The following is a 21,016-nucleotide window of genomic DNA, read 5'->3' on the forward strand; positions in this document are numbered from 1 at the left end:
GCCGTCGGGCTATTGGCGATACGCGGCGAAGCAGCGCAACCCGGCATTGCGCTGTGCTCGCGTCCAGCGCGATGATGCATCAAAGTGAGGACAGCGCCCCACTCGCGGCTATTGTTTTAGCTAACGCAATTGCCAGCGCGCGGATACATTTTTCCGGTAATCGATTTACTGTTTCGGTTCGCCATGCTCTTCGGGGCGAAGTGTTTGAACGAGCATACAAAATGGAGAACCGGATCGGCTCCGATGTTTTCATCGATGTTCGATATTTTCCTAAGCGAGCAGGCGTTTTTCAGAGAAATGATGAATTTCGAGCTCCTGCAGCATGAGATTGGGTTCGTGCGAATAATGGCGTAAAAGTGTATGACCACGGATTCCATATTAAGCCGTACGGTACCAACGATGACGACTGGCTCCAACTAGACCATGATACGGCTTACAACCGTAGAAAATGGAGATCTTATCTTACGGAGCAGCTTTTCCCGATGGATCCCCAAGACGCTCCGCTGCCAAAACGGAATCCTATGGTTGGACTGCCAACCAATTACCAAACCGTAGGCGCAATCTTCTTAGAGAGTCTTTCCCAAAAAAATGCAGACGATAGCGTGCTGAGTCCTAGCATGGATCGCCAAGGGTTTATAGCAAATGATGGGTTCTTTCAATTAAGGGATCTTGCTCGTTTTGCTGTCGAATTAATTGCGCATTTTGACAAGAAAATTCAACTCGAGGATGAGGAGAAAGCGCGGGCAGCACTGTATGCTCAAAGAACCTTTGAAATCGATAGCGCATAAAAGAGATCTCAAATTCTGCAACTTTAAACAAGGCGGATAAGGACAGGATTATTACGCATTATTCGCGCGTAAAATCCGACATTAAGAGTCTTGAAGAATATGATCGCAATGCAAGAGAAGGCTTAGAGACGATGAGTCTCCTAGACGTAGTTGCTGGGTTTATGACGCATGAGTTCCAAGCCGCTCTAATGCATCTTGAGACAGCGGCCAACAAGATTCGCGTGTTGGCCAAGAAAGATCCTTCCTTAAACGGCGAAGTCGATTCCATTGATAGCTCAATTAGATATTTTACTGGCTATATCGATTATACAAAGCTTTTTGTCTCATGTCTGCATTTGACTGATGTGAAGCCCTATAAGGTTTTTCCAACGGTTATGCATGTCATCTCCACTTTCAACAAATTCCAAGTTGAGCGGGACGTCGAAGTTGATGTTTCTGAAATCGACAAAAATTTAGTAGCCCCGATTATACCCGCAGCCATGTACCAAGGCATCATTCATAATCTATACACAAACGCTTTGAAAGTACTACTTTCATCGTCGCAAATTCATAAAATGATCTCTATCCAGTCTTGGAATGAGAAAGGCAAAAATATTCTTCAAGTATTAGATAACGGCCCAGGCATTGCCCCAGAAGTCGAACGAAGGATATGGGATCCTTTGTATACGACTACCTCATCCGGAAACAATCCTCTCGCCTCCGGTATGGGCTTGGGGCTACCTCTCGTCCGTAAAGTAGTCTTAGCAAGACGAGGGACAATCGAACTAGTGACACCGCCTGAAGGATTTAATACTTGCTTCCGAGTTGAACTGCCACTTGAATAATATGAAAAAAATTATACTGATTGATGATAAATCTGAAGTGCAGGCAGACCTGAGTGCTGCATTGGAGCCGCTTCTGAGTGGAAAGTATGAAGTTGAAGCCTGGAGCACGCAAGACGCAATAGAGAAATACCACGCTAACGAGGATACGACTAATGACGAGTCAAATGCAGACGAAGATGTTTGGTTTAGGTTCTTTAAGAAGGAAGAAAACGTAGCAATCGTTGTTGCGGACAATGACCTTTCGGGCTACAAATCGGTGAGAATTTCTGAGAGCGCGTTAGCAGACGCTTGCCGACAAGCTGTTACGCCAATTTGCACATATCGTCGAGCCCCTAGCGCTAAGTCAGCAAGTCAGAGCCTTCGAGGGATTTACGGACAAACAAAGTTTTTTACAATTACGCTAGATATGTCGCCTTGTGCGGAGACATTGGCGCCGAGGAAGATTATTGCACTAGCAGATGGATTTGCATATATTCGTCAAAGGTTTGGCGCGCTACCAAAAGAGATAAAACAGCAGGGCCCAGCTGCGATTTGAGCTTCTATTTTAGACCGACCTGGCCTTGCCAACGCTTTTGCGCTTTACGCGACAGGTCCGAGTTTAGCGAGCGATGCTATTTATCATATCTCTCAGAGTAATGAAGAGCGTAAGCTGATAAGCCAAGACTTAGACGCACGCCTTCCCTTTATTTTGGGTTGCTGGCTGAATAACTATATCCTCCCTTTTCCTGGTCTAATCCTTAATACAAAAGCGGCAGCTTCCTACCTGAATATAAGCACGGAGGATTTCTTAACTAACGCAGATAAATTCGCGAACGCAAAATATGATGGTCCATTTTCTGATCCCGAGCACTACTGATGGCGGACGGATTTAGATCAAATTCTGATCGAATCCGACTCTGAGGATGGAAAAGATCATTTAGATAAGCTCGGTGTATCTGTCGCTGCCAGTGTTTGCGTTTCTTCTGGAGTTTCACCAGCCGGTTATTATTGCATTGTGCGGAAAGAGCCGATATCGCTGGAAGCATTTGTTGGAAATTTAGGATGGGTTCCGCAAGGCGCTTATTTAAGTCGTATTGATCAAAATATCTACGATACTGTGGCGCATATGATGGGAATCTGACGATGGCAAAAGGATTTAACTCGTTGTTGCGAGCTTACTTGCCAACTTTTGATGCGCTAGTCCGACACTTCTTGAAGGATTCCGGGCTGCAAACAGTATTCAGTGGGGTGAGCATTTTTGGACAAACTGATGAGACTAGCTACGACCTAATGGCCAGTTTCGAGGGACTTCCACAACGACCTGGATCACGCAGAGGACATTCTGAAAACGTTTTTATCACTGCAAGGCTCTCGGGAAATGTAAAAGCAGGTCAACTGCGGCTAACTCATTATGGTACCGAGATCGGATATTTTCGGCAGACCAAAGCATCTGAGCCATTATGTGACCTCCTCCCGATCACGGGTTATCACTACGATTTTGACTGTGATGGTAAGAAGTTTAATCATCCAGTATTTCACGCGCAGCCTAAACTAAAGGCGGGCGAACGTTACATTAGTCTGAAGGCTAATATTACACATCGGGTCTATCCCGACTTTGATGAAATTCGTACCATACGAATCCCTACACCACAGATGGATATCTTCTCTGACATAGTATGATTCTTGCTGATCACGTGGCGTTGCCTGATGACCCTAATAGGAAGTTCGGAAATTTTCTCGAATCATTTGAGAAGAACATGATCAAGTTCGATTTAGGTGGGATTCAAAAATTTGTTTCGCAGCCGTTTTTTGATGCAAACCCTCATAGGGTGAACTGTTGGTATCCGAAACCAGCAGCAAAAGCGGCCACGAATATTGGTCGCTGTGAGACGGTTTAAAAACTCCTAAGAGACGGTTTAAAAACTCCTAAGCAACTATGATGTCCAAAAGGTTCACTCTTGCAGGAGTACGCTATGTGGACAGCAGAGCAGCGCGCGCGGCATAAAACCATCAGACCAAAGGAACGACGAGGTTACCCGACCGATATTAGCGACAAGGAATGGAAGCTCGTCGAGCCGCTACTGCCAAGCGCAGCCCGTACCGGGCGCCCTCGAAAGACAGCACTTCGTGAGGTGATCAATGCGCTGCGTTACCTGGTCAGATCGGGCTGCGAATGGCGCATGCTACCCAATGATTTCCCTCCGTATCAGACGGTGTATTACTGGTTCAGAAGGCTGATGCGGCGCTTCCTTTTCCAGACGATTCACGACTTGGCTCTAATGCTTGACCGGATGTGCGAGCAGCGTGAAGTCGTTCCTTCTGCCGGCATCGTCGACAGCCAGTCGGTGAAAGCACCGGGCGCGCGTGAGCGCGGCTATGACGCGCACAAGAAGATCAGTGGGCGCAAGCGTCACATCAGTGTCGACACCGATGGGCGACTGCTGGCGGTGAACTTGTCGCCTGCCGACATCGCTGATTCGACTGGCGCCCAGCTGGTGCTTGATGCCTTGGTCAAGCGCTGGCCCTGGGTGAAGCATTTGTTTGGCGACGCTGCATATGACCGCCGTACTTTGCTGGATAAAGCTGCCTATCTCGACTTCACCGTTGAAATTGTCCGTGGCTTGCAGGGCCAAGACGGCTTTCAGGTACAACCGCGGCGCTGGGCCGTCGAGCGCACGTTTGCATGGCTAATGCGCTACCGCCGTCTGGTTCGCGACTACGAGCAGCGCCTCGACGTATCCCAGGCGATGATTTATATCGCACTCGGCTCATCACTGCTGCACAGGATGCGTTTCCGGTGAGTTTTTAAACCGTCTCTGAGGCTAAAGAAGAAATCGAAAAGCTATGCGACGTACGTTGCCTTTCGGTTACGGGCGGCTCTGATGACGTCACTGGACCGGTCAAGCGCGTCTTTCGGGGCCAGAGGAATAGCCTCGTGACCTACGTGTTTAACGATCCATCCATTAGGAAAGTGGAACCACGTTGCGAGTGACCAAGTGTCCGCACAGTCACCATACGCCTTTAGGATTTCGGCAATGATTGGCAATGGTCGATACATCGCGTCGAATTGGTACCGAGAATAATAATTCTTCCCACAATACGAGACGCTAAAGATACGCTTGCGACGCATCCAGTTGCTCACGGGAAGTGACTTTTTTGCTGGAGGGTTTGCCTGCAGAGCGTTGATGTCTTCCGCTGTCAACCAGTCGCCTTCTTCGAACACTTTTTTGACGGTAGCCAGCTGAGCAATACGGTTTTCCAGCATAATGTTGCTTGGACGCACCTGACCAATAACTAATCGCGCCAAGTTATCCGTAGAGTCGGCAAAATCATGAAACGCGTGGCTTCTCGCAAGAATGCGGAGCGCTTTTTCTAAACCTTCTTCTAGGGACTCTGCAATGCCGAGTGGTAGGTGCCGCGGTACTTTGACCGTCAAGGTCAGCAAATCCACATCCTCGCTTTCCCCCAATGGCAAGCTCATTCCCTTCTCCGTTTCTATATAAGCTCGAGATCTTGCATTAACGCTGCAATTTGCTGGATTTTCTTGGCCAACTCAGTTGTAGACGCAATATTCCAGCTTCACTAAAAGCTCTTGCACGCAACCAGCATTTCCAGTTCGTGCTAAGTCAACCGGCCGCTTACGATCTAGAGCAAGAGCTGGCGCAACGAACCAATCCCAAGCGAGTGAATGGTCATTGCCAAAAACGCGGAGTACATCTTGTTTGATTAAGGACCATGCTTTTAAATAACTGGCGGCGTTTTCACTTGGCCTCGGCATGTTCTTAGCAACTTTGCGAAAGGAGTGCTGATATATTTTCTTTTTACGAGGCCTTGTTTTCATACTTCAACTCCAACTGTTCATTCTTTACGAAACGTAAGCGATATATTTTCGATTAAATAGATGCTGACGTAGGAACTGGCCAACTCAATAAAAGCGCTATCCGCCGGATTACCCATTTTGCTTCGTTCTCCGACAGCCATGAACTACTGAATATTTTCAAATACTTATCGAGCGTCTCGATTTCGCTCCTTAACAATAAGTTATCTGCCTTGTCTCGTTTTAGCTCGTACGCGAATTCTTGCACAATCTCTTCACAAGACTTCCATCGTTCATACTGCTCAGGGGGCGTGCATCCAGGCGGATAAAATTTATCTTTGTATTGTGTTGCAATAAATTTTGGCTGACTACCAGGAATCGCTCCGAGCAAGCCGGGACGAGGAAAATCGGATGGTACCTCTAGATATTCATTCTCATCTTGAGCGGTCATCTTAAGTATCCCCTCTCATACATAACTCAATCATATCCACCGCGTCCTTCTGGAACACTTGCAGACTTACATCCTGATTTCAGGCTCTATCCATAGCGTCGACATATGTTTAATGTCATCTTGGATCAGCTCGTGCAAACTTCCATCATCGGTAATGCTGAATTTTCATTTCCTCCATAATGATCTTAGCCTGTAATCTGTACTGACTACCGCGTGTGTGAGTCCATCACAATAAAATTCGCCGTTAGAGTTTTTTATAAAAAGAAGCTGACACTCATCGCTATCATAACCTTCGAAGATTTCGGTTACGTGATGCAACATATACTGCGGCTCGCCAAATGAATAGAATTGCGAAAAAATTTGAGCGTCTATTACTTCCTCTTGGTGGACCAAGTCAAGAACGGCCGAAATGCATGTGCATAAATATCGTTTAAAAATTGATTCGGATTTTTCTCGCTGTTTAAATAATATAGCGACATGAATTATTGGTTCGTGTGGGTCAACTTCGATAGTCGAATATTGAGTTCGCCTGGGCTGTCCAATAAGGAGGCGTAACTCGTCATGGTCAAGACGACTCGACGGTGCAACAACGTGAAACATTATTACTCTCCCCACAATTTCACTGCTTTATTCGAATCGGACCTGCGCCTCTGCCTTTGCTGTGACTCAGGTGGGTCTCGATCGCTTCTCATAAGTGTACGCTTGCGCATGCGAGATGTAAACCCAGTAGATAAATATACGGTAGATTTTTGGGCTGTGGATTTCTTTCTGGAATATACGCATCCTGTGCTCTATGAGCTCACCACCGACCCCTGGCAATGCCCGAGAGATTTTTGCGAAAAATTTGCGAAGTTTGCGTTTAAAAAAAGGAATGTCACAAGAACAGCTTGGGGAACTTGCAGGGTTTCACAGGACATACGTTAGCCAAGTAGAAAGATGTGTGAGCAATGTTTCGTTCGACAGTGCAGAGCGACTTGCCTCTATCCTTGGCACAGAGCTCTGGCAATTGCTGAAACCTTGACTGACAGAGTTCAGGGTGAAGTTAACGACATGTGATGGGACTCCCCATCAAGTGGGACACGTCCCGTCGATGTCTCGCTGTTGATCTTGCTAACAACTGCACTGCGGCGGCATGTCGAACGATCCTACTTGCCGTAACAACAGGACTCTGCTGGGCACATTCGCAAGTTTGTTTATCTAACTGCCGATAGATACAGAATCCTGAAAGAGGATGGGGAATGCGTTCGCCAGGACAACGATGGAGGTATGGACACTTTCTGCGAAAAACGTCCGCCTTCGAGCCAATACCTATGGACACTCTAGTTTTCTCAGAAAGCCTTTAGATATTGGGCTTCTTTTGCGTCCATACGTATAGAATTCGCGGTTAGTTCGAATGGGGCGCCTACCAGCTGCAGCATCCGCAGCGCGCCGTGCGCCGCGACGAATCGTTCACGCTGGGCGATTACCGGCGCCGCTACGCCCAGTACAAGTCCGACCCGCAGCTGCAGGCGGCGCACCTGGCGGCGCCCTGGATCGTCACCTGGGACGACCACGAAGTCGCCAACGACTACGCGGCATTGCGCGACGAACGCCTGTCCGCCACCTTCGCACAACGCCGCGCGGCGGCCTACCAGGCCTTCTACGAACACATGCCGCTGCGCCTGCCGCCGCCGAACAGCTTCGCCAGCGTGCGCATGTTCCAGCGCCTCGACTGGGGGCGGCTCGCGCGCTTCCACGTGCTGGACGACCGCCAGTACCGTGCCGTGCAGGCCTGCCCGCGCACGAACGCCGGCGGCTCCTCGTCCGTGACGGCGCGCGCCTGCCCCGCCCTGCTCGACCCGCGCCGCTCGATGCTGGGCGCGGAGCAGGAAGCCTGGCTGGAAGCGGGCTTGCGCTCCTCGAACGCGCGCTGGAACGTGCTGGCCCAGCAGACGCTGATGGCGCCGTCCTCGCAAGTGCCGGCGGCGACGGCGGACGGCGGCCGCTTCTGGACCGACGGCTGGGACGGTTATCCGGCCGCGCGCCGGCGTCTGCTCGACACGCTCGTGACAACCCGCGCGGCGAACCCGCTGGTGCTGGGCGGCGACGTGCACACTTTCTATGCGACCGAATTGCGGCGCGATTTTTCCAGGCCCGTGTCGAAGGCCAATCCGCTGGTGGCGACGGAGTTCGTGGGCACGTCGGTGACGTCCAGCTCGCGCCCGCAGGAACGCACGGCGCAGTACGTGGCGATGAACCCGCATATCAAGTATGGGCGCAGCGACAAGCGCGGCTGGATGCTGCTGGAGGTGACGCCGAAGGAGGTGCGCACGCGCTTCATGGGGCTGGACGACGTGCGCGATGCGGCGAGTCGCCAGCGGGTGCTGGCGCAGTTCAGGGTAAAGGATGGGAAGGCGGGCGTGGAGCAGACCGCGGGCTGACGGCACCATCCCGTCGCCCCTGCGAAGGCAGGGGCCCAATATCGATGCGCTGCGGTAGCGCCAGCAAAATTAGGCCCCTGCCTGCGCAGGGGCGACGGTGTTCGAGGTTAACTTAAGCCGGCTGCTTCTCGTCCCGCAGCTCGCGCCGCAGGATCTTGCCGACGTTGGTCTTGGGCAGGCTGTCGCGGAACTCGACGTACTTCGGGCGCTTGTAGCCCGTCAGCTGCTCCTTGCAGTAGGCTATAACGTCGTCCTTGGACAGCGCCTTGTCCTTCTTGACCACGTACAGCTTCACGGCCTCGCCCGAATGCTGGTCCGGCACGCCCACGCACGCCACTTCGAGCACGCCCGGGTGCGCGGCGACGACGTCCTCGACCTCGTTCGGATACACGTTGAAGCCCGACACGAGGATCATGTCCTTTTTGCGGTCCACGATCTTCACATAGCCCTTCGGGTCCATCACGCCGATGTCGCCCGTCTTGAAGAAGCCGTCCGGCGTCATGACCTTGGCCGTTTCGTCCGGGCGCTGCCAGTAGCCGGCCATCACCTGCGGGCCGCGCACGGCGATCTCGCCCGGGGTACCGAACGGGACCTCGATGCTGGTCTCGTCCAGGATGCGGATCTCGGTCGAGGGCAGCGGCAGGCCGATGGTGCCGGTGAAGTCGCTGATGTCGCAGCGGTTGGCGGTGACCACCGGCGAGGTCTCGGACAGGCCATAGCCTTCGACGATCGGGATGCCCGTCACGGCCAGCCACTTGTCGGCGACGGCCTTCTGCACGGCCATGCCGCCGCCCGGGCAGACCAGCAGGCCCGAAAAGTCCAGCTGGGCGAATTCCGGCTGGTTCAAGAGACCGTTGTACAGCGTGTTCACGGCCGGGAAGATGTTGATGCGGAAGTCCTTCAATTCCTTGATGAAGCCCTTCATGTCGCGCGGGTTCGGGATCAGGAGGTTCATGCCGCCCACGCGCAGGCCCAGCAGCGCGCACACGGTCAGCGCATAGATGTGGTACAGCGGCAGCGCGCACACGAACTGCGCCTGCTCGCCGGCCGGCAGCTTGGCCAGCGTGGGACCGAACCAGGCCTCGTTCTGCAGCACGTTGGCGATCACCTGCTTGTGCAGCAGCACGGCGCCCTTCGAGACGCCGGTGGTGCCGCCCGTGTACTGCAGGAAGGCGACGTCGTCCTGGCCCACCGTCACGGGCTTCAGCGTCAGGCGCGCGCCCTCGGCCAGCATGCGCTTGAACGGCACGGCCTGCGGCAGCGACCACGCCGGCACCAGCTTCTTCACGCGGCGCACGACGAAGTTGACGATGGCGCCCTTGGCGCCGCCCAGCAAATCGCCCATGGTGGCCACGACCACGTGCTTGACCTGGGTCTTGGCGACGACGTCGGCCACGGTGTGGGCAAAGTTCTCCAGCACCACGATGGCTTCGGCACCCGAGTCGATCAGCTGGTGCTGCAGCTCGCGCGCCGTGTACAGCGGGTTGACGTTGACGATGGTGTAGCCGGCGCGCAGCACGGCGGCCATCGCCACCGGGTACTGCAGCACGTTGGGCAGCATGATGGCCACGCGGGCGCCCGGCTTCAGGCCGCGCTGCTGCAGCCAGGCCGCCATCTGCGCGGACATGCGGTCCAGCTCCGCGAACGTCATGGACTTGCCCATGCAGGCGTAGGCCTTGCGGTCGGCGTACTTGCGGAAGGCTTCCTCCAGCAGGTGCGTGAGGGAGCGGTATTGCGTCCAGTCGATCTCGGCCGCCACGCCCTCCTCGTACGACTTCAGCCAGAATTTGTCCATGTTCGTTGCCTCGTTATTGGTTCTTCGTTACTTCAATCGTTAACAACGTCGTCCCCGCGCAGGCGGGGACCCAATTTTGCGAGCGCAGTCGATGCGCAAACATCACTTGGGTCCCCGCCTGCGCGGGGACGACGGTATTGCTTATGCCGCCTGTTTTTCCTCGCGCAGCGCGCGGCGCAGGATCTTGCCCACGTTGGTCTTCGGCAGCTCGTCGCGGAATTCGATGTACTTCGGTTTCTTGTAGCCGGTGAACTGCTGCTTGCAGTAGTCCATCAGCTGCTCGGCCGTGAGCGCCGGGTCGCGGCGCACCACGAACACCTTGACCGCCTCGCCGGAATGCTCGTCCGGCACGCCGATCACGGCGCATTCCAGCACGCCGGGATGGGCCGCGATGACGGCTTCCAGTTCGTTCGGATACACGTTGAAGCCCGAGACCAGGATCATGTCCTTCTTGCGGTCGACGATCTTCACGTAGCCGTTGTCGTCCATGATGCCGACGTCGCCCGACTTGAAGAAGCCGTCCGCCGTCATGACCTTGGCCGTGTCCTCAGGCCGGTTCCAGTAGCCGGCCATCACCTGCGGGCCGCGGATTGCGATCTCGCCGACGCTGCCGACCGGCAGCGGCCGGCCGTCGTCGTCGACGATGGCGACCTCGGTCGACGGCACCGGCAGGCCGATCGTTCCCGTGAAGGCTTCCACGTCGCAGCGGTTGCAGGTGGCCACCGGCGCCGTCTCGGACAGGCCGTAGCCCTCGATGATGTGGGTGCCGGTGATGGCATGCCATTTGTCGTCGACCGCCTGCTGCACCGCCATGCCGCCGCCATTGGACACCTTCAGGCCGGAAAAGTCCAGGTGGCGGAAGTCCGGATGGTTGACCAGCGCGTTGTACAGCGTGTTCACGGCGGGCAGCATGTTGATGCGGTACTTGGCCAGCTCGCCGATGAAGCCCTTGATGTCGCGCGGGTTCGGGATCAGGATGTTCAGCGCCCCCACCCGCATGCCCCACAGCGCGCACGCCGTCAGCGCGAAGATGTGGTACAGCGGCAGCGCGCACACGATGGTGGGGAATTCGACCAGCGGCGGACGGCTCATCGCCGGCTTCGACCACGCCTCGCTCTGCAGCACGTTGGCGATCACGTTCCGGTGCGTGAGGATCGCGCCCTTCGAGACGCCCGTGGTGCCGCCCGTGTACTGCAGGAAGGCGATGTCGGAGGATTTCAGCTGCGCGGGAACGAAGGGCATGCGCGCGCCCTGCGCCAGCGCATCCTTGAACCGCACCATGTGCGGGATCGAGAAGTCCGGCACCATCTTCTTGACGTGGCGGACGACGAAGTTCACCAGCGCGCCCTTGGCGCCGCCCAGCAACTCGCCCATGCTGGCGACGAGCACGTGGCGCACCGACGTCTTGCCCAGCACCTGGGCGACCGTGTGGGCGAAGTTCTCGAGCACGACGATGGCTTCGCTGCCCGAGTCGACCAGCTGGTGTTCCAGCTCGCGCGGCGTGTACAGGGGATTCACGTTGACGACCGTGTAGCCGGCGCGCAGGATCGCGGCCAGCGCCACCGGGTATTGCAGCACGTTCGGCATCATGACGGCGACGCGCGCGCCCGGCTGCATGCCGCGGCTCTGCAGCCAGGCCGCCAGGCGCCGGGACAGCGTGTCCAGTTCCCCGTAGGTGAGGAACTTGTCCATGCAGACGAACGCATTGTTGGCGGCGTACTTGCCAAACGACTCTTCCAGCAGCTGCACCAGCGAGTCGTATTGCCCGGGATCGATGTCCGCCGGCACGCCGGGCGGATAAGCCTTCAGCCAAATCTTGTCCATCGGGTGCCTCTGTCTCCGTTTATTTTTCTTTCTGAGTCGGCTCCGGAGGTGGCTGCGGAGCCTGTCGGCGGCCCGACCGAAAAAAAACGCACGGTCGTGCTTAGTTTATCAGGCATGATGCTATCGGGCAGCGCGTCCGGATGCAAGCATTTTCCGCGCAATGGAACGCAAACGCTAGCGCGGCGCCTCGCTGCGCTGCACCATCAGGGGCGCCGCGGTGATGGGCGGCACCATGGCCTTCAGGATGCGGTGGCGGTCGTCGCGGTCCATGTCGGCCAGGCGCTTGACGGCCTGGTAGAAGCGCGGAAAGCTGCCTTCGCGCTGCAGCAGCGCGCGGAAGGCCGGCACGAAGTCCTCGTAGGTCGCGATCGATGCCAGGTGGGCATTGGACAGCGGCTGGTCGAAGAAGCGGTCGTAGCCGGCGTAGCCGCCCCAGTTGCCTTTCAGGACCTGGTACTCGTCCTTCAACTCCTGGAACAGGCGCGCCTTCACGGCACGCTTTTCGGCATCGCTGCGGTCGACCAGCGCGTAGTTCTTTTCCAGCGCCTTGCGGTACTTGACCAGCAGGTGCAGGAAGTCCTTCTTGCGGCTGCGATAGCGCGCGTACGCGTCGCGCATCGGCTGGTTGCCGAAGCGCTCGAGCCAGTGCTCGACGCCCACCTCTTCCACCGTCGACGCGAACGATTCGTTGAACTGCGAATCGCCGGCCACGTACACGACCTGGTGCGCCAGCTCGTGGAAGATCATGCGGGCCAGTTCGCCGTCCGGATAATTGATGAAGGTGGAAATGAGCGGATCGTTGAACCAGCCGAGCGTCGAATACGCGGCCACGCCGCCGACCTCGACGTCGTTGCCCTCGGCCTGCAATTCCTTCGCATAGGCCTCGGCCGCGCCCTTGCTGTAGTAGCCGCGGTAGTTGACGCAGCCGGCCACGGGGAAGCACCACTGCAGGGGTTTCAGCGAGAGCTCGGGGGTGGCCACCACGTTCCACAGCACGTACTGGCGCTTCAGGGCGGCGTAGTTCTTGTAGCTGTTGTTGTCGGGTAAAGCCATTTCGCTAACGGCGTAGCGGCGGATCTGGCGCGCCGTCTCGAGCCTCAGGCGCAGTTTGGAGCTGGTGCCGGGGTCGGCGATCCAGTCGTCGATCGGACGGGCGTCCGAGATGAGTTCAAGCTGGCCCTGGGCCGCCTGCGTGTAGTAGTTCAGCGTGGAGCAGCTGGCCAGCAGCGCGCCGGCCGTGCCGGCCACCAGCAGGGGGCGCAACCACGGGGTAAATCGCGATAGGAATGTCATGTCTCAGAGTCATGGTGCGGCTTTCTCGACCTGCACCAGCGTGTCGTAAAAGGTAGGCGCCCGGCCCATGTCGGTCAGGCGCTGACTGGTTACTTCGTTGGCGTTCTTGCCGTCGCTGGCGAGCTTCTTCCACCAGACCGACAGGCCGACCACGAGGCCGGGCCTTGCCTTGGCGGTGACGCGGGCCCGCGCGACGAACGAGCCCCGGTCGTTGAAGATGCGTACCATCTCGCCGTCCTCGATGCCGCGGCTGGCGGCGTCGGCGGGATGGATGTCCAGGTGCGGTTCACCTTCCGTTGCTCGGAGGCTCTGGACATTGACAAAAGTTGAGTTGAGGAAGTTCCTGGCCGGCGGAGAAATCATCGCCAACGGATATTTCTCGGCCAGTTCGGGGCTGGAGGCGACCGACTCGTAGTTCGGGATATAGGTCGGCAGCGGGTCGAGGCCGTCGGCCAGCATCGAGCTCGAATAGAACTCGCACTTGCCGGACGGCGTCGGGAAGCCGCCCTCGGCGAACGGGGCGGCCGGCATGTTCAGCTTTTGCCATCCGGTGCGCTTGAGCGAGGCCCAGTCGAAGTGGATGGCGCGCTGGTCCTTGGTATTGAACGCCTTGGCGGCGATCTCGTCGTCGGTCTCGTCGAACGCGGGATCGGTGAAGCCCATGCGCTTGGCCAGCAGGCGGAAGATCTCCGTGTTCGGCTTGGATTCGCCCAGCGGCGCGACGGCGGCGTTGTTGGCCATCATGTACAGGTGGCCGTAGGTCAGGTGCGCGTCCACGTGTTCGAGCTGGGTGGTGGCCGGCAGCACGATGTCCGCATAGTCGGCGGTATCGGTCTGGAAGTGTTCCAGCACCACGGTGAACAGGTCTTCGCGCGCGAAGCCGCGCTGCACCTGCGACGAGTCGGGCGCGATCGCCACCGGGTTGGCGTTGTAGACGATGACGGCCTCGATCTTCGGACCGAAGGCGGGCGAGGCCTCGCGCTGCAGGTCGTCGCCGATGGTGTTCATGTTGATCGTGCGCGGCAGGCGGCCGCGCAGCAGGTCCGGGCGCTGCAGCGCCACCTTGTCGGTTGGGAACGAGCCCGAGGTCGACAGCTGGATGCCGCCGGCCGCATGGCGCCAGGCGCCGACCAGCGCCGGCAGGCAGGTGATGTTGCGCACCGCCATGCCGCCGCCGCGCACGCGCTGCAGGCCGTAGTTGATGCGGATGGCGACCGGGTCGCCCTGCCGCGCCGTGCGCCCGTATTCGCGCGCCAGCTCGACGACTTCCTCCACGCTGATGCCGCAGGTCGCGGCGGTGCGCTCGGGCGTCCATTCGGCCACGCGGTCCTTCAATTGCGCGAAGCCGAACGTGTAGTTGTCGATGTAGTCGTGGTCGAGCAATTGCTCCTTCACGAGCACGTGCATCATGCCCAGCGCCAGCGCGGCGTCCGTGCCCGGCATCAGCGCGATGTGCTGGTGGCATTTCTCGGCCGTCAGCGAGCGGTAGGGGTCGATGGCGATCAGTTTCGCGCCGCGGCGCTTGGCTTCCTGGATGCGCATCCACAGGTGCAGGTTCGACGCGATCGGGTTGCCGCCCCAGATCAGGATCAGCTTGGCATCCTGGAACTGTTCCATGTCGGTGCCGATCGAGCCGCCGATCGTGTACTTGTAGCCCATGAAGCCGGCCGTCGCGCACACGGTGCGGTCGAGGAAGGAGGCGCCCAGCTGGTTGAAGAAGCGCATCGCCATCGCCTCGCCCTGCACCAGGCCCATCGTGCCGCAATAGCTGTAGGGCAGGATCGACTGCGGATCGCGCGCGGCGATCGGCTTCAGGCGCGCGGCGATCTCGTCCAGTGCCTCGTCCCAGGAGATGGGTGCGAACTTGCCTTCTCCCTTCCTGCCGACGCGGCGCAGCGGGGTCAGCAAGCGGTCGGGGTGATACGTGCGCTCGACGTAGCGCGACACCTTGGTGCACAGCACGCCGGCGGTGGTCGGGTGATCCGGATCGCCCTTGACCTCGGTCGCCACGCCATCCTCCACGGTGACGAGGAGGGCGCAGGTATCGGGGCAGTCGTGCGGGCAGGCGCCCCTGACAACGGTCTTGGTCATCGGATCAATCCAGGAAAAAACGTCGAGAAACCAATACTTTATCCGATTCCAGCCGCTGTCGTCAGGGCTGGCCTTTGCCGCGGAGGTCGGGCTACAATGAATCACAACATGGCATTGCCAGACAGGCAGTGCCCACGCATACAGGGAGAAACCGAATGAGACTCGTCGAACCCATCCTCGCATTCCAGTCCGAACTCGAAACGATCCGGCGCGACATCCACGCCCATCCCGAACTCTGCTACGAAGAACAGCGCACCGCCGACGTGGTGGCAAGCCGCCTGGCCGAATGGGGCATCCCCGTGGTACGCGGCCTGGGCGTGACGGGCGTCGTCGGCATCATCAAGAACGGCACGTCGGCGCGCGCCATCGGCCTGCGCGCCGACATGGACGCGCTGCCCATGCAGGAACTGAACACATTTGAGCATGCGTCGCGCCATGCGGGCAAGATGCATGCGTGCGGCCATGACGGCCACACGGCCATGCTGTTGGGCGCAGCCCACTATCTGTCGCAGAACCGCAACTTCGACGGCACCGTCTACCTGATTTTCCAGCCCGCCGAGGAAGGCGGCGCGGGCGCGCGGCGCATGATCGAGGACGGCCTGTTCGAGCGATTCCCGATGGATGCCGTGTACGGCATGCACAACTGGCCGGGCATCGCCGCCGGCACCTTCGGCGTCGTGGCCGGGCCGATGATGGCATCCAGTAACGAGTTCCGCGCCGTCATCAAGGGCAAGGGGGCGCACGCGGCCCAGCCGCACCGCGGCATCGATCCCGTCATGACGGCCGTGCAGGTGGCGCAGGCCTGGCAGACCATCGTCTCGCGCGAAAAGAATCCGCTGGACACGGCCGTGCTGTCGATCACGCAAATCCACGCCGGCAGCGCCACCAACGTGATTCCCGACGAAGCCGTCATGATCGGTACCGTGCGTACCTTCTCCACGCAGGTGCTGGACCTGATCGAGACGCGCATGCGCGAGATGGCCAACGGCGTCGCGGCCGCGTTCAATGCCAGCGTCGACTTCACCTTCAAGCGCAACTACCCGCCGCTGGTCAACCATCCGGAACAGACGGCGCTGGCCGTGGAAGCGATGCGCGCGGTGGTGGGCAAGGACGGCGTCGATACCGATGTCGAGCCGACCATGGGCGCGGAAGACTTCGCCTTCATGCTGCAGGCCAAGCCGGGCTGCTACGTCTTCATCGGCAACGGCGACGGCGAGCACCGCGGCCATGGCCACGGGCTGGGGCCGTGCCAGTTGCACAACGGCAGCTACGACTTCAACGACCAGTTGCTGCCGATCGGGGCGAGTTATTGGGTGCGGCTGGTGGAGATGAGCCTGAAGGCCTGAGCCGTCGCGTTAAACCGTCGTCCCCGCGCAGGCGGGGACCCATGCTGAAACTCCGAAGCCAGTCTTATACAATGGCCGCGGTGTGTTCAACACACGGAATTCGGTTGCTCAGTATGGGTTCCCGCCTTCGCGGGAACGACGTTGTTTCATTTTGCGGTACTGGAATCGGGTAACTGATCCGGCCCCGTCCCCACCCGCCTCCCTGGATTGATCCGCTCCAGCGCAATCAGTGCGGCGGAGTGATCCGCGGACGGCAAGTCTTCTTCGATCGTCTCGTAGCGGCGCGTCACCAACTCCGTCACCGGCAGCGTGACGCCGGCGGCGCTGGCCGCGGCCAGGATGTTGCGCTGGTCCTTCAGCTGCGTCTTGACCTGGCCGCCCGGCACGAAATTCCGGTCCAGCATGCGCTGGCCATGCAGGTCGAGGATGCGGCTGCCGGCGAAGCCGCCGCGGATCGCCTCGCGCACGGCGGCCGGATCGGCGCCGGCCGCCTGGGCCAGCAGCAGCGCTTCCGCCACCACGTTCAGCGTCGCGCCCACGACCAGCTGGTTGCACAGCTTGGCCACCTGGCCGCTGCCCGCCTCCCCGACCCGCGTCACCGTGCCCAGCACGCGCAGCACCGGTTCGGCCCGCGCCACGTCCTCCACACTGCCGCCGGCCATGATCGCCAGCGTCCCCGCCTCGGCGCCGACCACGCCGCCGGACACGGGCGCATCGACGAAACGGCAGCCGTGCCCGCGCAGGCGCGCTGCCAGGCCGAGGGCCTCGTCCTGGCGCGTCGAGCTCATGTCGATCCACAGGGTGCCCGGCGCCAGGAACGGCAGGGCCGCGTCGAGCACGGCGGCAACGACCGGTCCCGCTTCCAGCATCGAGATGACGATGCCCGCATCCCTGACGGCGTCCTCCAGCTGCGCCTGCGGCACGGCGCCGTCGCCGCGCAGCGCCTCGGCCTTCGCCGGGCTGCGGTTCCAGGCGTGCAAGGTAAAACCGGCGCGCGCCAGGCGGGCCGCCATCGGCTTGCCCATCAATCCGATGCCGAGGAAGGCCACGATCGGGTGCGTCATGCTGCTCCTTTGTCGGTTAGTTTCAATTTCGATGTCGCAGGTGTTGTTGAAATGTTGACGACACTTTAACGATTGGCAGGTCGACCACGTAAACCCCGCGACATCGCTACAATACCGGTTTGGCCGTCAATGATCACCGTGTTCACGGCCTTATTTCCAATAACGAAGGCAAGAATCCACATGAAAAAAATCGTTCGCACCCTGGCGGCCGTCGCTGCCCTTTCCGCCGCACAAGCCGGCTTTGCCGCCGATGGCCTGTTCGACTCCGTAGCGCTGGAAGGCGGCGGCGGCGAGCACGTGCAGGTGGTCCGCCTGTCGGCGCAGAAGGACTGGAACCAGAACTGGCTGCCGACCCACGGCTACCACCTGTCCGGCTACTGGGACGCCAACGTCGCCTACTGGCGCGCCAACCGCTGGGAAGACGTGGCGGACCGCCGCAAGAACCTGGGCGTGATCGGCGTGACTCCGGTGTTCCGCTGGGAAGCCGACGACAAGCTGGGCTTCTACGGCGAAGCCGGCATCGGCGTGAGCGTATTCTCGAGCGTGTACCGCAACACCCACCGCCAGCTGTCGACCGCGTTCGAATTCGCCGACCACATCGGCGTCGGCTACGTGTTCTCGAACAAGCTGGACCTGGGCGTGCGCCTGCAGCACTACTCGAACGGCGGCATCAAGCACCCGAACGGCGGCGTGAACCTGGCGCTCGTGCGCGCGGCATACCACTTCTGATTGTTGCCGGCGGGCCCGCAGCGGTCCCGTACAAGTCATCTTCGGGTGATTTATGTGACAATCGGTCCATGCGGCGCCCTCCAGGCGCCGCGAAAGACCGATCCGCATGACCGATACCGATAACGTCAAACGCTACCTTCCCTGGCTCGTCGCGACTGCCCTGTTCATGGAGCAGCTTGACGCCACCATCGTCAATACCGCCGTCCCGAGCATCGCGGCCAGCCTGAACGTCACGCCGCTGAGCCTCAAGTCCGTCGTCACCAGCTACATCCTCAGCCTTGCCGTGGGCATTCCCGTCAGCGGCTGGATGGCCGACCGTTTCGGCACCCGGCGCGTGTTCGCCACCGCCATCTCGATCTTCACCCTCGCGTCCGTGCTGTGCGGCCTGTCGCTGAACGCGCCCATGATGGTGGCCGCGCGCCTGCTGCAGGGCATCGGCGGGGCGATGATGATGCCCGTGGGGCGCCTGTCGATCATCCGCACCTTCCCGAAGAACGAGCTGCTCAAGGCGATGAACTTCGTGATCCTGCCGGCGCTGATCGGTCCCCTGCTGGGGCCCACGGTCGGCGGCCTGATCGTGCACTGGACGTCCTGGAGGATGATCTTCTTCGTCAACGTGCCGGTCGGCCTGCTGGCGCTGTACCTCGTGCTGCGCCACATGCCGGACTACCGTGGGGCCGAGCCGCGGCCGCTCGACATCATCGGCCTGATCCTGTTCGGTTCGGGCACGGCAATCCTGTCCTGGTTGCTGGAAGTGTTCGGCGAACACACGCTCGACGGCGTCACGATGGGCCTGATGCTGGTGCTGTCCGTGTCCCTGCTGGCCGCCTACGGCTGGCATGCCATGCGCGAACAGTTCCCCCTGCTGCGCCTGACCCTGTTCAAGATACGCACCTTCCGCGTTTCCGTGCTGGGCGGCTTCATCACGCGACTGGGCGTGGGCGGCCTGCCTTTCCTGCTGCCCCTGCTGTACCAGCTCGGCCTGAAGCTGCCGGCCTGGCAATCGGGCCTGCTGATGATGCCGACGGCCGCCGCGGCCATGGGCATGAAGCTGGTCGCCTCGAAGATGCTGGCGCGCTTCGGCTACCGCCAGATCCTGATCGTCAACACCATTTGCATCGGCATCACCATCGCGCTCTTCTCGCTGGTGGGGCCAAGCACGCCCTGGTATGCGATCGCCGGCATCGGCCTGCTGCAAGGCTTCTTCAATTCCCTGCAATTCTCGAGCATGAACACGCTGGCCTATGCCGACGTCGAGCAGAAGGATTCCAGCATGGCCAGCACGATGGCCAGTTCGTTCCAGCAATTGTCGATGAGCTTCGGCCTGGCCTGGGGCTCGCTGGTGACGGGCTGGTTCCTGGGCCGCGTGCCGCAGACCGACCAGGTGATGGTGACGCAGGCCTTGCACCATGCTTTCCTCGCGCTGGCCGCCGTCACCGTCTTCTCGGCGCTGATGTTCTGGCGCCTGCGTCCGGACGACGGCAGCAGCATCAGCGGCGGCAGCACGCCGAAGGCCGCGACGGCCGTGGCGCAGGATCCGACGCCGCTGTCACAGGCTTGATCATCCAGATCCAGGCGCTACCAGAGCTTCCACCAGGGCCGGCGCGGCAGCGGCTGCAGCGCATGCAGCAGCTCGAACGCGTCGGCGCGCGGGACGCGCAGTCCCGCGTCGTGGCTGAACGACGTCATCATCTCCGCCAGGCGGATCGGCACGTCGAACATGTAATCGGTATCGGCATCGCCGCAGGGACCTTGGTCGTGCTCGGCGAGCGCAGCCGCGCGCATCGCGGCCGCCTCGGGCGGCGCGTCGCCGACGATGGCGAGGTGGCAGATATCCTGCTGGGCGTCGTGCTCGACCGACCAGGCGAGCTCGCCCCGCCGGTAGCAGGCGACGGTGCTGAACATCACGTGCTCCTCGGCGCGGCAGAGGATCACCTGGCCCTTGGCCGACAGCGTTTTCAGGAACGGCGCTGCGGTGAGGCGCGAATCGACGTCGTCGATGTGCAGCATGAATGCCCCGTCGGGCAGCGTGGCGCAGTGGATGCCGCGCCCGGGATGGTCGGTCGTCTGTCCCGTACGAACCAGTTGCAGTTCGTCGAGCAGCGCAGCGGCATCCTGGCCGGACACCGCGAACCACGAGAGTGAATGCCCCATCGTGTCCTCCTTGTGATCAAAGGACAGGATAACGAACGACGATGGCTGAGTAAAGCCGGCAAATGCGCCTAGTGCGCCCGGCTGAGCGGAGTAGAAAAGCAAAAAGCCCGCTCCAGATCACTGGAGCGGGCTTCGCTTAATAACTAGCCTGACGATAACCTACTTTCACACTGGTTGCAGCACTATCATCGGCGCAAAGTCGTTTCACGGTCCTGTTCGGGATGGGAAGGGGTGGTACCGACTTGCTATGGTCATCAGGCATAACTTGTACGCGTGTCGCTGGTTGGCGCCACGCTGAATCCGGAAGAAGTAGTTTTTATTGTTCTTTGTATGTTCAACAAACAGCTGAACCCTCGTCTTTGGCATGACTGCCAAGGTTATAGGGACAAGCCGTACGGGCAATTAGTATCGGTTAGCTTAATGCATTACTGCACTTCCACA

At 59.3% G+C, this 21,016-nt stretch carries 21 protein-coding genes and 1 rRNA gene; 12 read left to right on the plus strand and 10 right to left on the minus strand.

Annotated features, from left to right (window positions below):
* From QPK32_RS25760 to QPK32_RS25790, 7 genes are all read left to right on the plus strand, one after another.
* Window positions 1-326: hypothetical protein (locus QPK32_RS25760; RefSeq protein WP_290415638.1), on the plus strand; the 326-nt coding region annotated here is incomplete at its 5' end.
* Between the two features lie 156 nt (window positions 327-482).
* Window positions 483-788 carry a hypothetical protein gene (locus QPK32_RS25765; RefSeq protein WP_290415639.1) on the plus strand — a complete coding sequence of 102 codons (306 nt, stop codon included), beginning with the start codon at window positions 483-485 and terminating at the stop codon, window positions 786-788.
* 131 nt (window positions 789-919) lie between these two features.
* On the plus strand, window positions 920-1,612 hold the full coding sequence (locus QPK32_RS25770; protein ID WP_290415640.1) for a sensor histidine kinase KdpD: 693 nt from the start codon (window positions 920-922) through the stop codon (window positions 1,610-1,612).
* Window positions 1,605-2,147, plus strand: a complete 543-nt coding sequence (locus tag QPK32_RS25775) for a hypothetical protein (protein WP_290415641.1) — start codon at window positions 1,605-1,607, stop codon at window positions 2,145-2,147. Before QPK32_RS25770 ends, QPK32_RS25775 begins: the two co-directional genes overlap by 8 nt.
* A gap of 587 nt (window positions 2,148-2,734) precedes the next feature.
* Window positions 2,735-3,271, plus strand: a complete 537-nt coding sequence (locus QPK32_RS25780) for a hypothetical protein (protein ID WP_290415642.1) — start codon at window positions 2,735-2,737, stop codon at window positions 3,269-3,271.
* Between the two features lie 77 nt (window positions 3,272-3,348).
* Window positions 3,349-3,489: a hypothetical protein gene (locus tag QPK32_RS25785; protein ID WP_290415643.1), complete on the plus strand. Its 141-nt coding sequence runs from the start codon at window positions 3,349-3,351 to the stop codon at window positions 3,487-3,489.
* 75 nt (window positions 3,490-3,564) lie between these two features.
* Complete coding sequence (locus QPK32_RS25790; protein ID WP_290415644.1) at window positions 3,565-4,392, plus strand: IS5 family transposase; 828 nt, start codon at window positions 3,565-3,567, stop codon at window positions 4,390-4,392.
* Between the two features lie 41 nt (window positions 4,393-4,433).
* Here the strand turns inward: QPK32_RS25790 and QPK32_RS25795 are convergent, their stop codons facing one another.
* The 3 genes from QPK32_RS25795 to QPK32_RS25805 form a co-directional block, all read right to left on the minus strand.
* Window positions 4,434-5,072, minus strand: coding sequence for a hypothetical protein (locus QPK32_RS25795; protein WP_290415645.1), 639 nt, complete (start codon window positions 5,070-5,072; stop codon window positions 4,434-4,436).
* 72 nt (window positions 5,073-5,144) lie between these two features.
* Window positions 5,145-5,432: an antitoxin Xre/MbcA/ParS toxin-binding domain-containing protein gene (locus tag QPK32_RS25800; protein ID WP_290415646.1), complete on the minus strand. Its 288-nt coding sequence runs from the start codon at window positions 5,430-5,432 to the stop codon at window positions 5,145-5,147.
* Between the two features lie 52 nt (window positions 5,433-5,484).
* Window positions 5,485-5,859, minus strand: coding sequence for a hypothetical protein (locus QPK32_RS25805; protein WP_290415647.1), 375 nt, complete (start codon window positions 5,857-5,859; stop codon window positions 5,485-5,487).
* 793 nt (window positions 5,860-6,652) lie between these two features.
* On the opposite strand from QPK32_RS25805, the gene QPK32_RS25810 reads away from it, so the two are divergent.
* Window positions 6,653-6,880 (plus strand): helix-turn-helix domain-containing protein, encoded by a 228-nt coding sequence (locus QPK32_RS25810; protein ID WP_290415648.1) that lies wholly within the window; start codon window positions 6,653-6,655, stop codon window positions 6,878-6,880.
* 409 nt (window positions 6,881-7,289) lie between these two features.
* Window positions 7,290-8,279, plus strand: a complete 990-nt coding sequence (locus QPK32_RS25815; protein WP_374046793.1) for an alkaline phosphatase — start codon at window positions 7,290-7,292, stop codon at window positions 8,277-8,279.
* Window positions 8,280-8,391: 112 nt separating this feature from the next.
* Here the strand turns inward: QPK32_RS25815 and QPK32_RS25820 are convergent, their stop codons facing one another.
* The 4 genes from QPK32_RS25820 to QPK32_RS25835 form a co-directional block, all read right to left on the minus strand.
* Window positions 8,392-10,074, minus strand: a complete 1,683-nt coding sequence (locus tag QPK32_RS25820) for a long-chain-fatty-acid--CoA ligase (protein WP_290415649.1) — start codon at window positions 10,072-10,074, stop codon at window positions 8,392-8,394.
* Between the two features lie 141 nt (window positions 10,075-10,215).
* Window positions 10,216-11,898, minus strand: coding sequence for a long-chain-fatty-acid--CoA ligase (locus QPK32_RS25825; RefSeq protein ID WP_290415650.1), 1,683 nt, complete (start codon window positions 11,896-11,898; stop codon window positions 10,216-10,218).
* 174 nt (window positions 11,899-12,072) lie between these two features.
* On the minus strand, window positions 12,073-13,191 hold the full coding sequence (locus QPK32_RS25830) for an aminopeptidase (RefSeq protein ID WP_290415651.1): 1,119 nt from the start codon (window positions 13,189-13,191) through the stop codon (window positions 12,073-12,075).
* A 9-nt stretch (window positions 13,192-13,200) separates the two neighbouring features.
* Window positions 13,201-15,282 carry a molybdopterin-dependent oxidoreductase gene (locus QPK32_RS25835; RefSeq protein WP_290415652.1) on the minus strand — a complete coding sequence of 694 codons (2,082 nt, stop codon included), beginning with the start codon at window positions 15,280-15,282 and terminating at the stop codon, window positions 13,201-13,203.
* Window positions 15,283-15,437: 155 nt separating this feature from the next.
* Here QPK32_RS25835 and QPK32_RS25840 point away from each other — a divergent pair, with 155 nt between their 5' ends.
* A complete protein-coding gene (locus QPK32_RS25840) occupies window positions 15,438-16,628 on the plus strand; it encodes a M20 aminoacylase family protein (RefSeq protein WP_290415653.1) in 1,191 nt (396 codons plus the stop codon).
* 146 nt (window positions 16,629-16,774) lie between these two features.
* Here the strand turns inward: QPK32_RS25840 and QPK32_RS25845 are convergent, their stop codons facing one another.
* A complete protein-coding gene (locus QPK32_RS25845) occupies window positions 16,775-17,692 on the minus strand; it encodes an NAD(P)-dependent oxidoreductase (protein WP_290415654.1) in 918 nt (305 codons plus the stop codon).
* Window positions 17,693-17,872: 180 nt separating this feature from the next.
* Here QPK32_RS25845 and QPK32_RS25850 point away from each other — a divergent pair, with 180 nt between their 5' ends.
* Entirely contained in the window at window positions 17,873-18,421 is a 549-nt protein-coding gene (locus tag QPK32_RS25850; protein ID WP_290415655.1) for an acyloxyacyl hydrolase, read from the plus strand.
* 106 nt (window positions 18,422-18,527) lie between these two features.
* The gene (locus QPK32_RS25855; protein WP_290415656.1) at window positions 18,528-19,982 is read left to right on the plus strand and encodes a DHA2 family efflux MFS transporter permease subunit; all 1,455 of its coding nucleotides are present in this window, start codon (window positions 18,528-18,530) and stop codon (window positions 19,980-19,982) included.
* 17 nt (window positions 19,983-19,999) lie between these two features.
* Here the strand turns inward: QPK32_RS25855 and QPK32_RS25860 are convergent, their stop codons facing one another.
* Window positions 20,000-20,575, minus strand: coding sequence for a hypothetical protein (locus QPK32_RS25860; protein ID WP_290415657.1), 576 nt, complete (start codon window positions 20,573-20,575; stop codon window positions 20,000-20,002).
* 146 nt (window positions 20,576-20,721) lie between these two features.
* Window positions 20,722-20,834, minus strand: a 5S ribosomal RNA gene (gene rrf, locus QPK32_RS25865).
* Between the last annotated feature and the right edge of the window lie 182 nt (window positions 20,835-21,016).

Origin of the sequence: Massilia sp. YIM B02763, from assembly GCF_030412015.1 — a bacterium.
GTDB lineage: Bacteria > Pseudomonadota > Gammaproteobacteria > Burkholderiales > Burkholderiaceae_D > Telluria.

Coding starts and splice junctions, on each gene's coding strand:
- QPK32_RS25830 (WP_290415651.1), bottom strand. CDS start 13,191: ATGACATTCCTATCGCGATTTACCCCGTGGTTGCGCCCCCTGCTGGTG.
- QPK32_RS25850 (WP_290415655.1), top strand. CDS start 17,873: ATGAAAAAAATCGTTCGCACCCTGGCGGCCGTCGCTGCCCTTTCCGCC.
- QPK32_RS25825 (WP_290415650.1), bottom strand. CDS start 11,898: ATGGACAAGATTTGGCTGAAGGCTTATCCGCCCGGCGTGCCGGCGGAC.
- QPK32_RS25785 (WP_290415643.1), top strand. CDS start 3,349: ATGATCAAGTTCGATTTAGGTGGGATTCAAAAATTTGTTTCGCAGCCG.
- QPK32_RS25820 (WP_290415649.1), bottom strand. CDS start 10,074: ATGGACAAATTCTGGCTGAAGTCGTACGAGGAGGGCGTGGCGGCCGAG.
- QPK32_RS25845 (WP_290415654.1), bottom strand. CDS start 17,692: ATGACGCACCCGATCGTGGCCTTCCTCGGCATCGGATTGATGGGCAAG.
- QPK32_RS25805 (WP_290415647.1), bottom strand. CDS start 5,859: ATGACCGCTCAAGATGAGAATGAATATCTAGAGGTACCATCCGATTTT.
- QPK32_RS25810 (WP_290415648.1), top strand. CDS start 6,653: ATGAGCTCACCACCGACCCCTGGCAATGCCCGAGAGATTTTTGCGAAA.
- QPK32_RS25780 (WP_290415642.1), top strand. CDS start 2,735: ATGGCAAAAGGATTTAACTCGTTGTTGCGAGCTTACTTGCCAACTTTT.
- QPK32_RS25840 (WP_290415653.1), top strand. CDS start 15,438: ATGAGACTCGTCGAACCCATCCTCGCATTCCAGTCCGAACTCGAAACG.
- QPK32_RS25790 (WP_290415644.1), top strand. CDS start 3,565: ATGTGGACAGCAGAGCAGCGCGCGCGGCATAAAACCATCAGACCAAAG.
- QPK32_RS25770 (WP_290415640.1), top strand. CDS start 920: ATGAGTCTCCTAGACGTAGTTGCTGGGTTTATGACGCATGAGTTCCAA.
- QPK32_RS25860 (WP_290415657.1), bottom strand. CDS start 20,575: ATGGGGCATTCACTCTCGTGGTTCGCGGTGTCCGGCCAGGATGCCGCT.
- QPK32_RS25855 (WP_290415656.1), top strand. CDS start 18,528: ATGACCGATACCGATAACGTCAAACGCTACCTTCCCTGGCTCGTCGCG.
- QPK32_RS25795 (WP_290415645.1), bottom strand. CDS start 5,072: ATGAGCTTGCCATTGGGGGAAAGCGAGGATGTGGATTTGCTGACCTTG.
- QPK32_RS25800 (WP_290415646.1), bottom strand. CDS start 5,432: ATGAAAACAAGGCCTCGTAAAAAGAAAATATATCAGCACTCCTTTCGC.
- QPK32_RS25835 (WP_290415652.1), bottom strand. CDS start 15,282: ATGACCAAGACCGTTGTCAGGGGCGCCTGCCCGCACGACTGCCCCGAT.
- QPK32_RS25765 (WP_290415639.1), top strand. CDS start 483: ATGGATCCCCAAGACGCTCCGCTGCCAAAACGGAATCCTATGGTTGGA.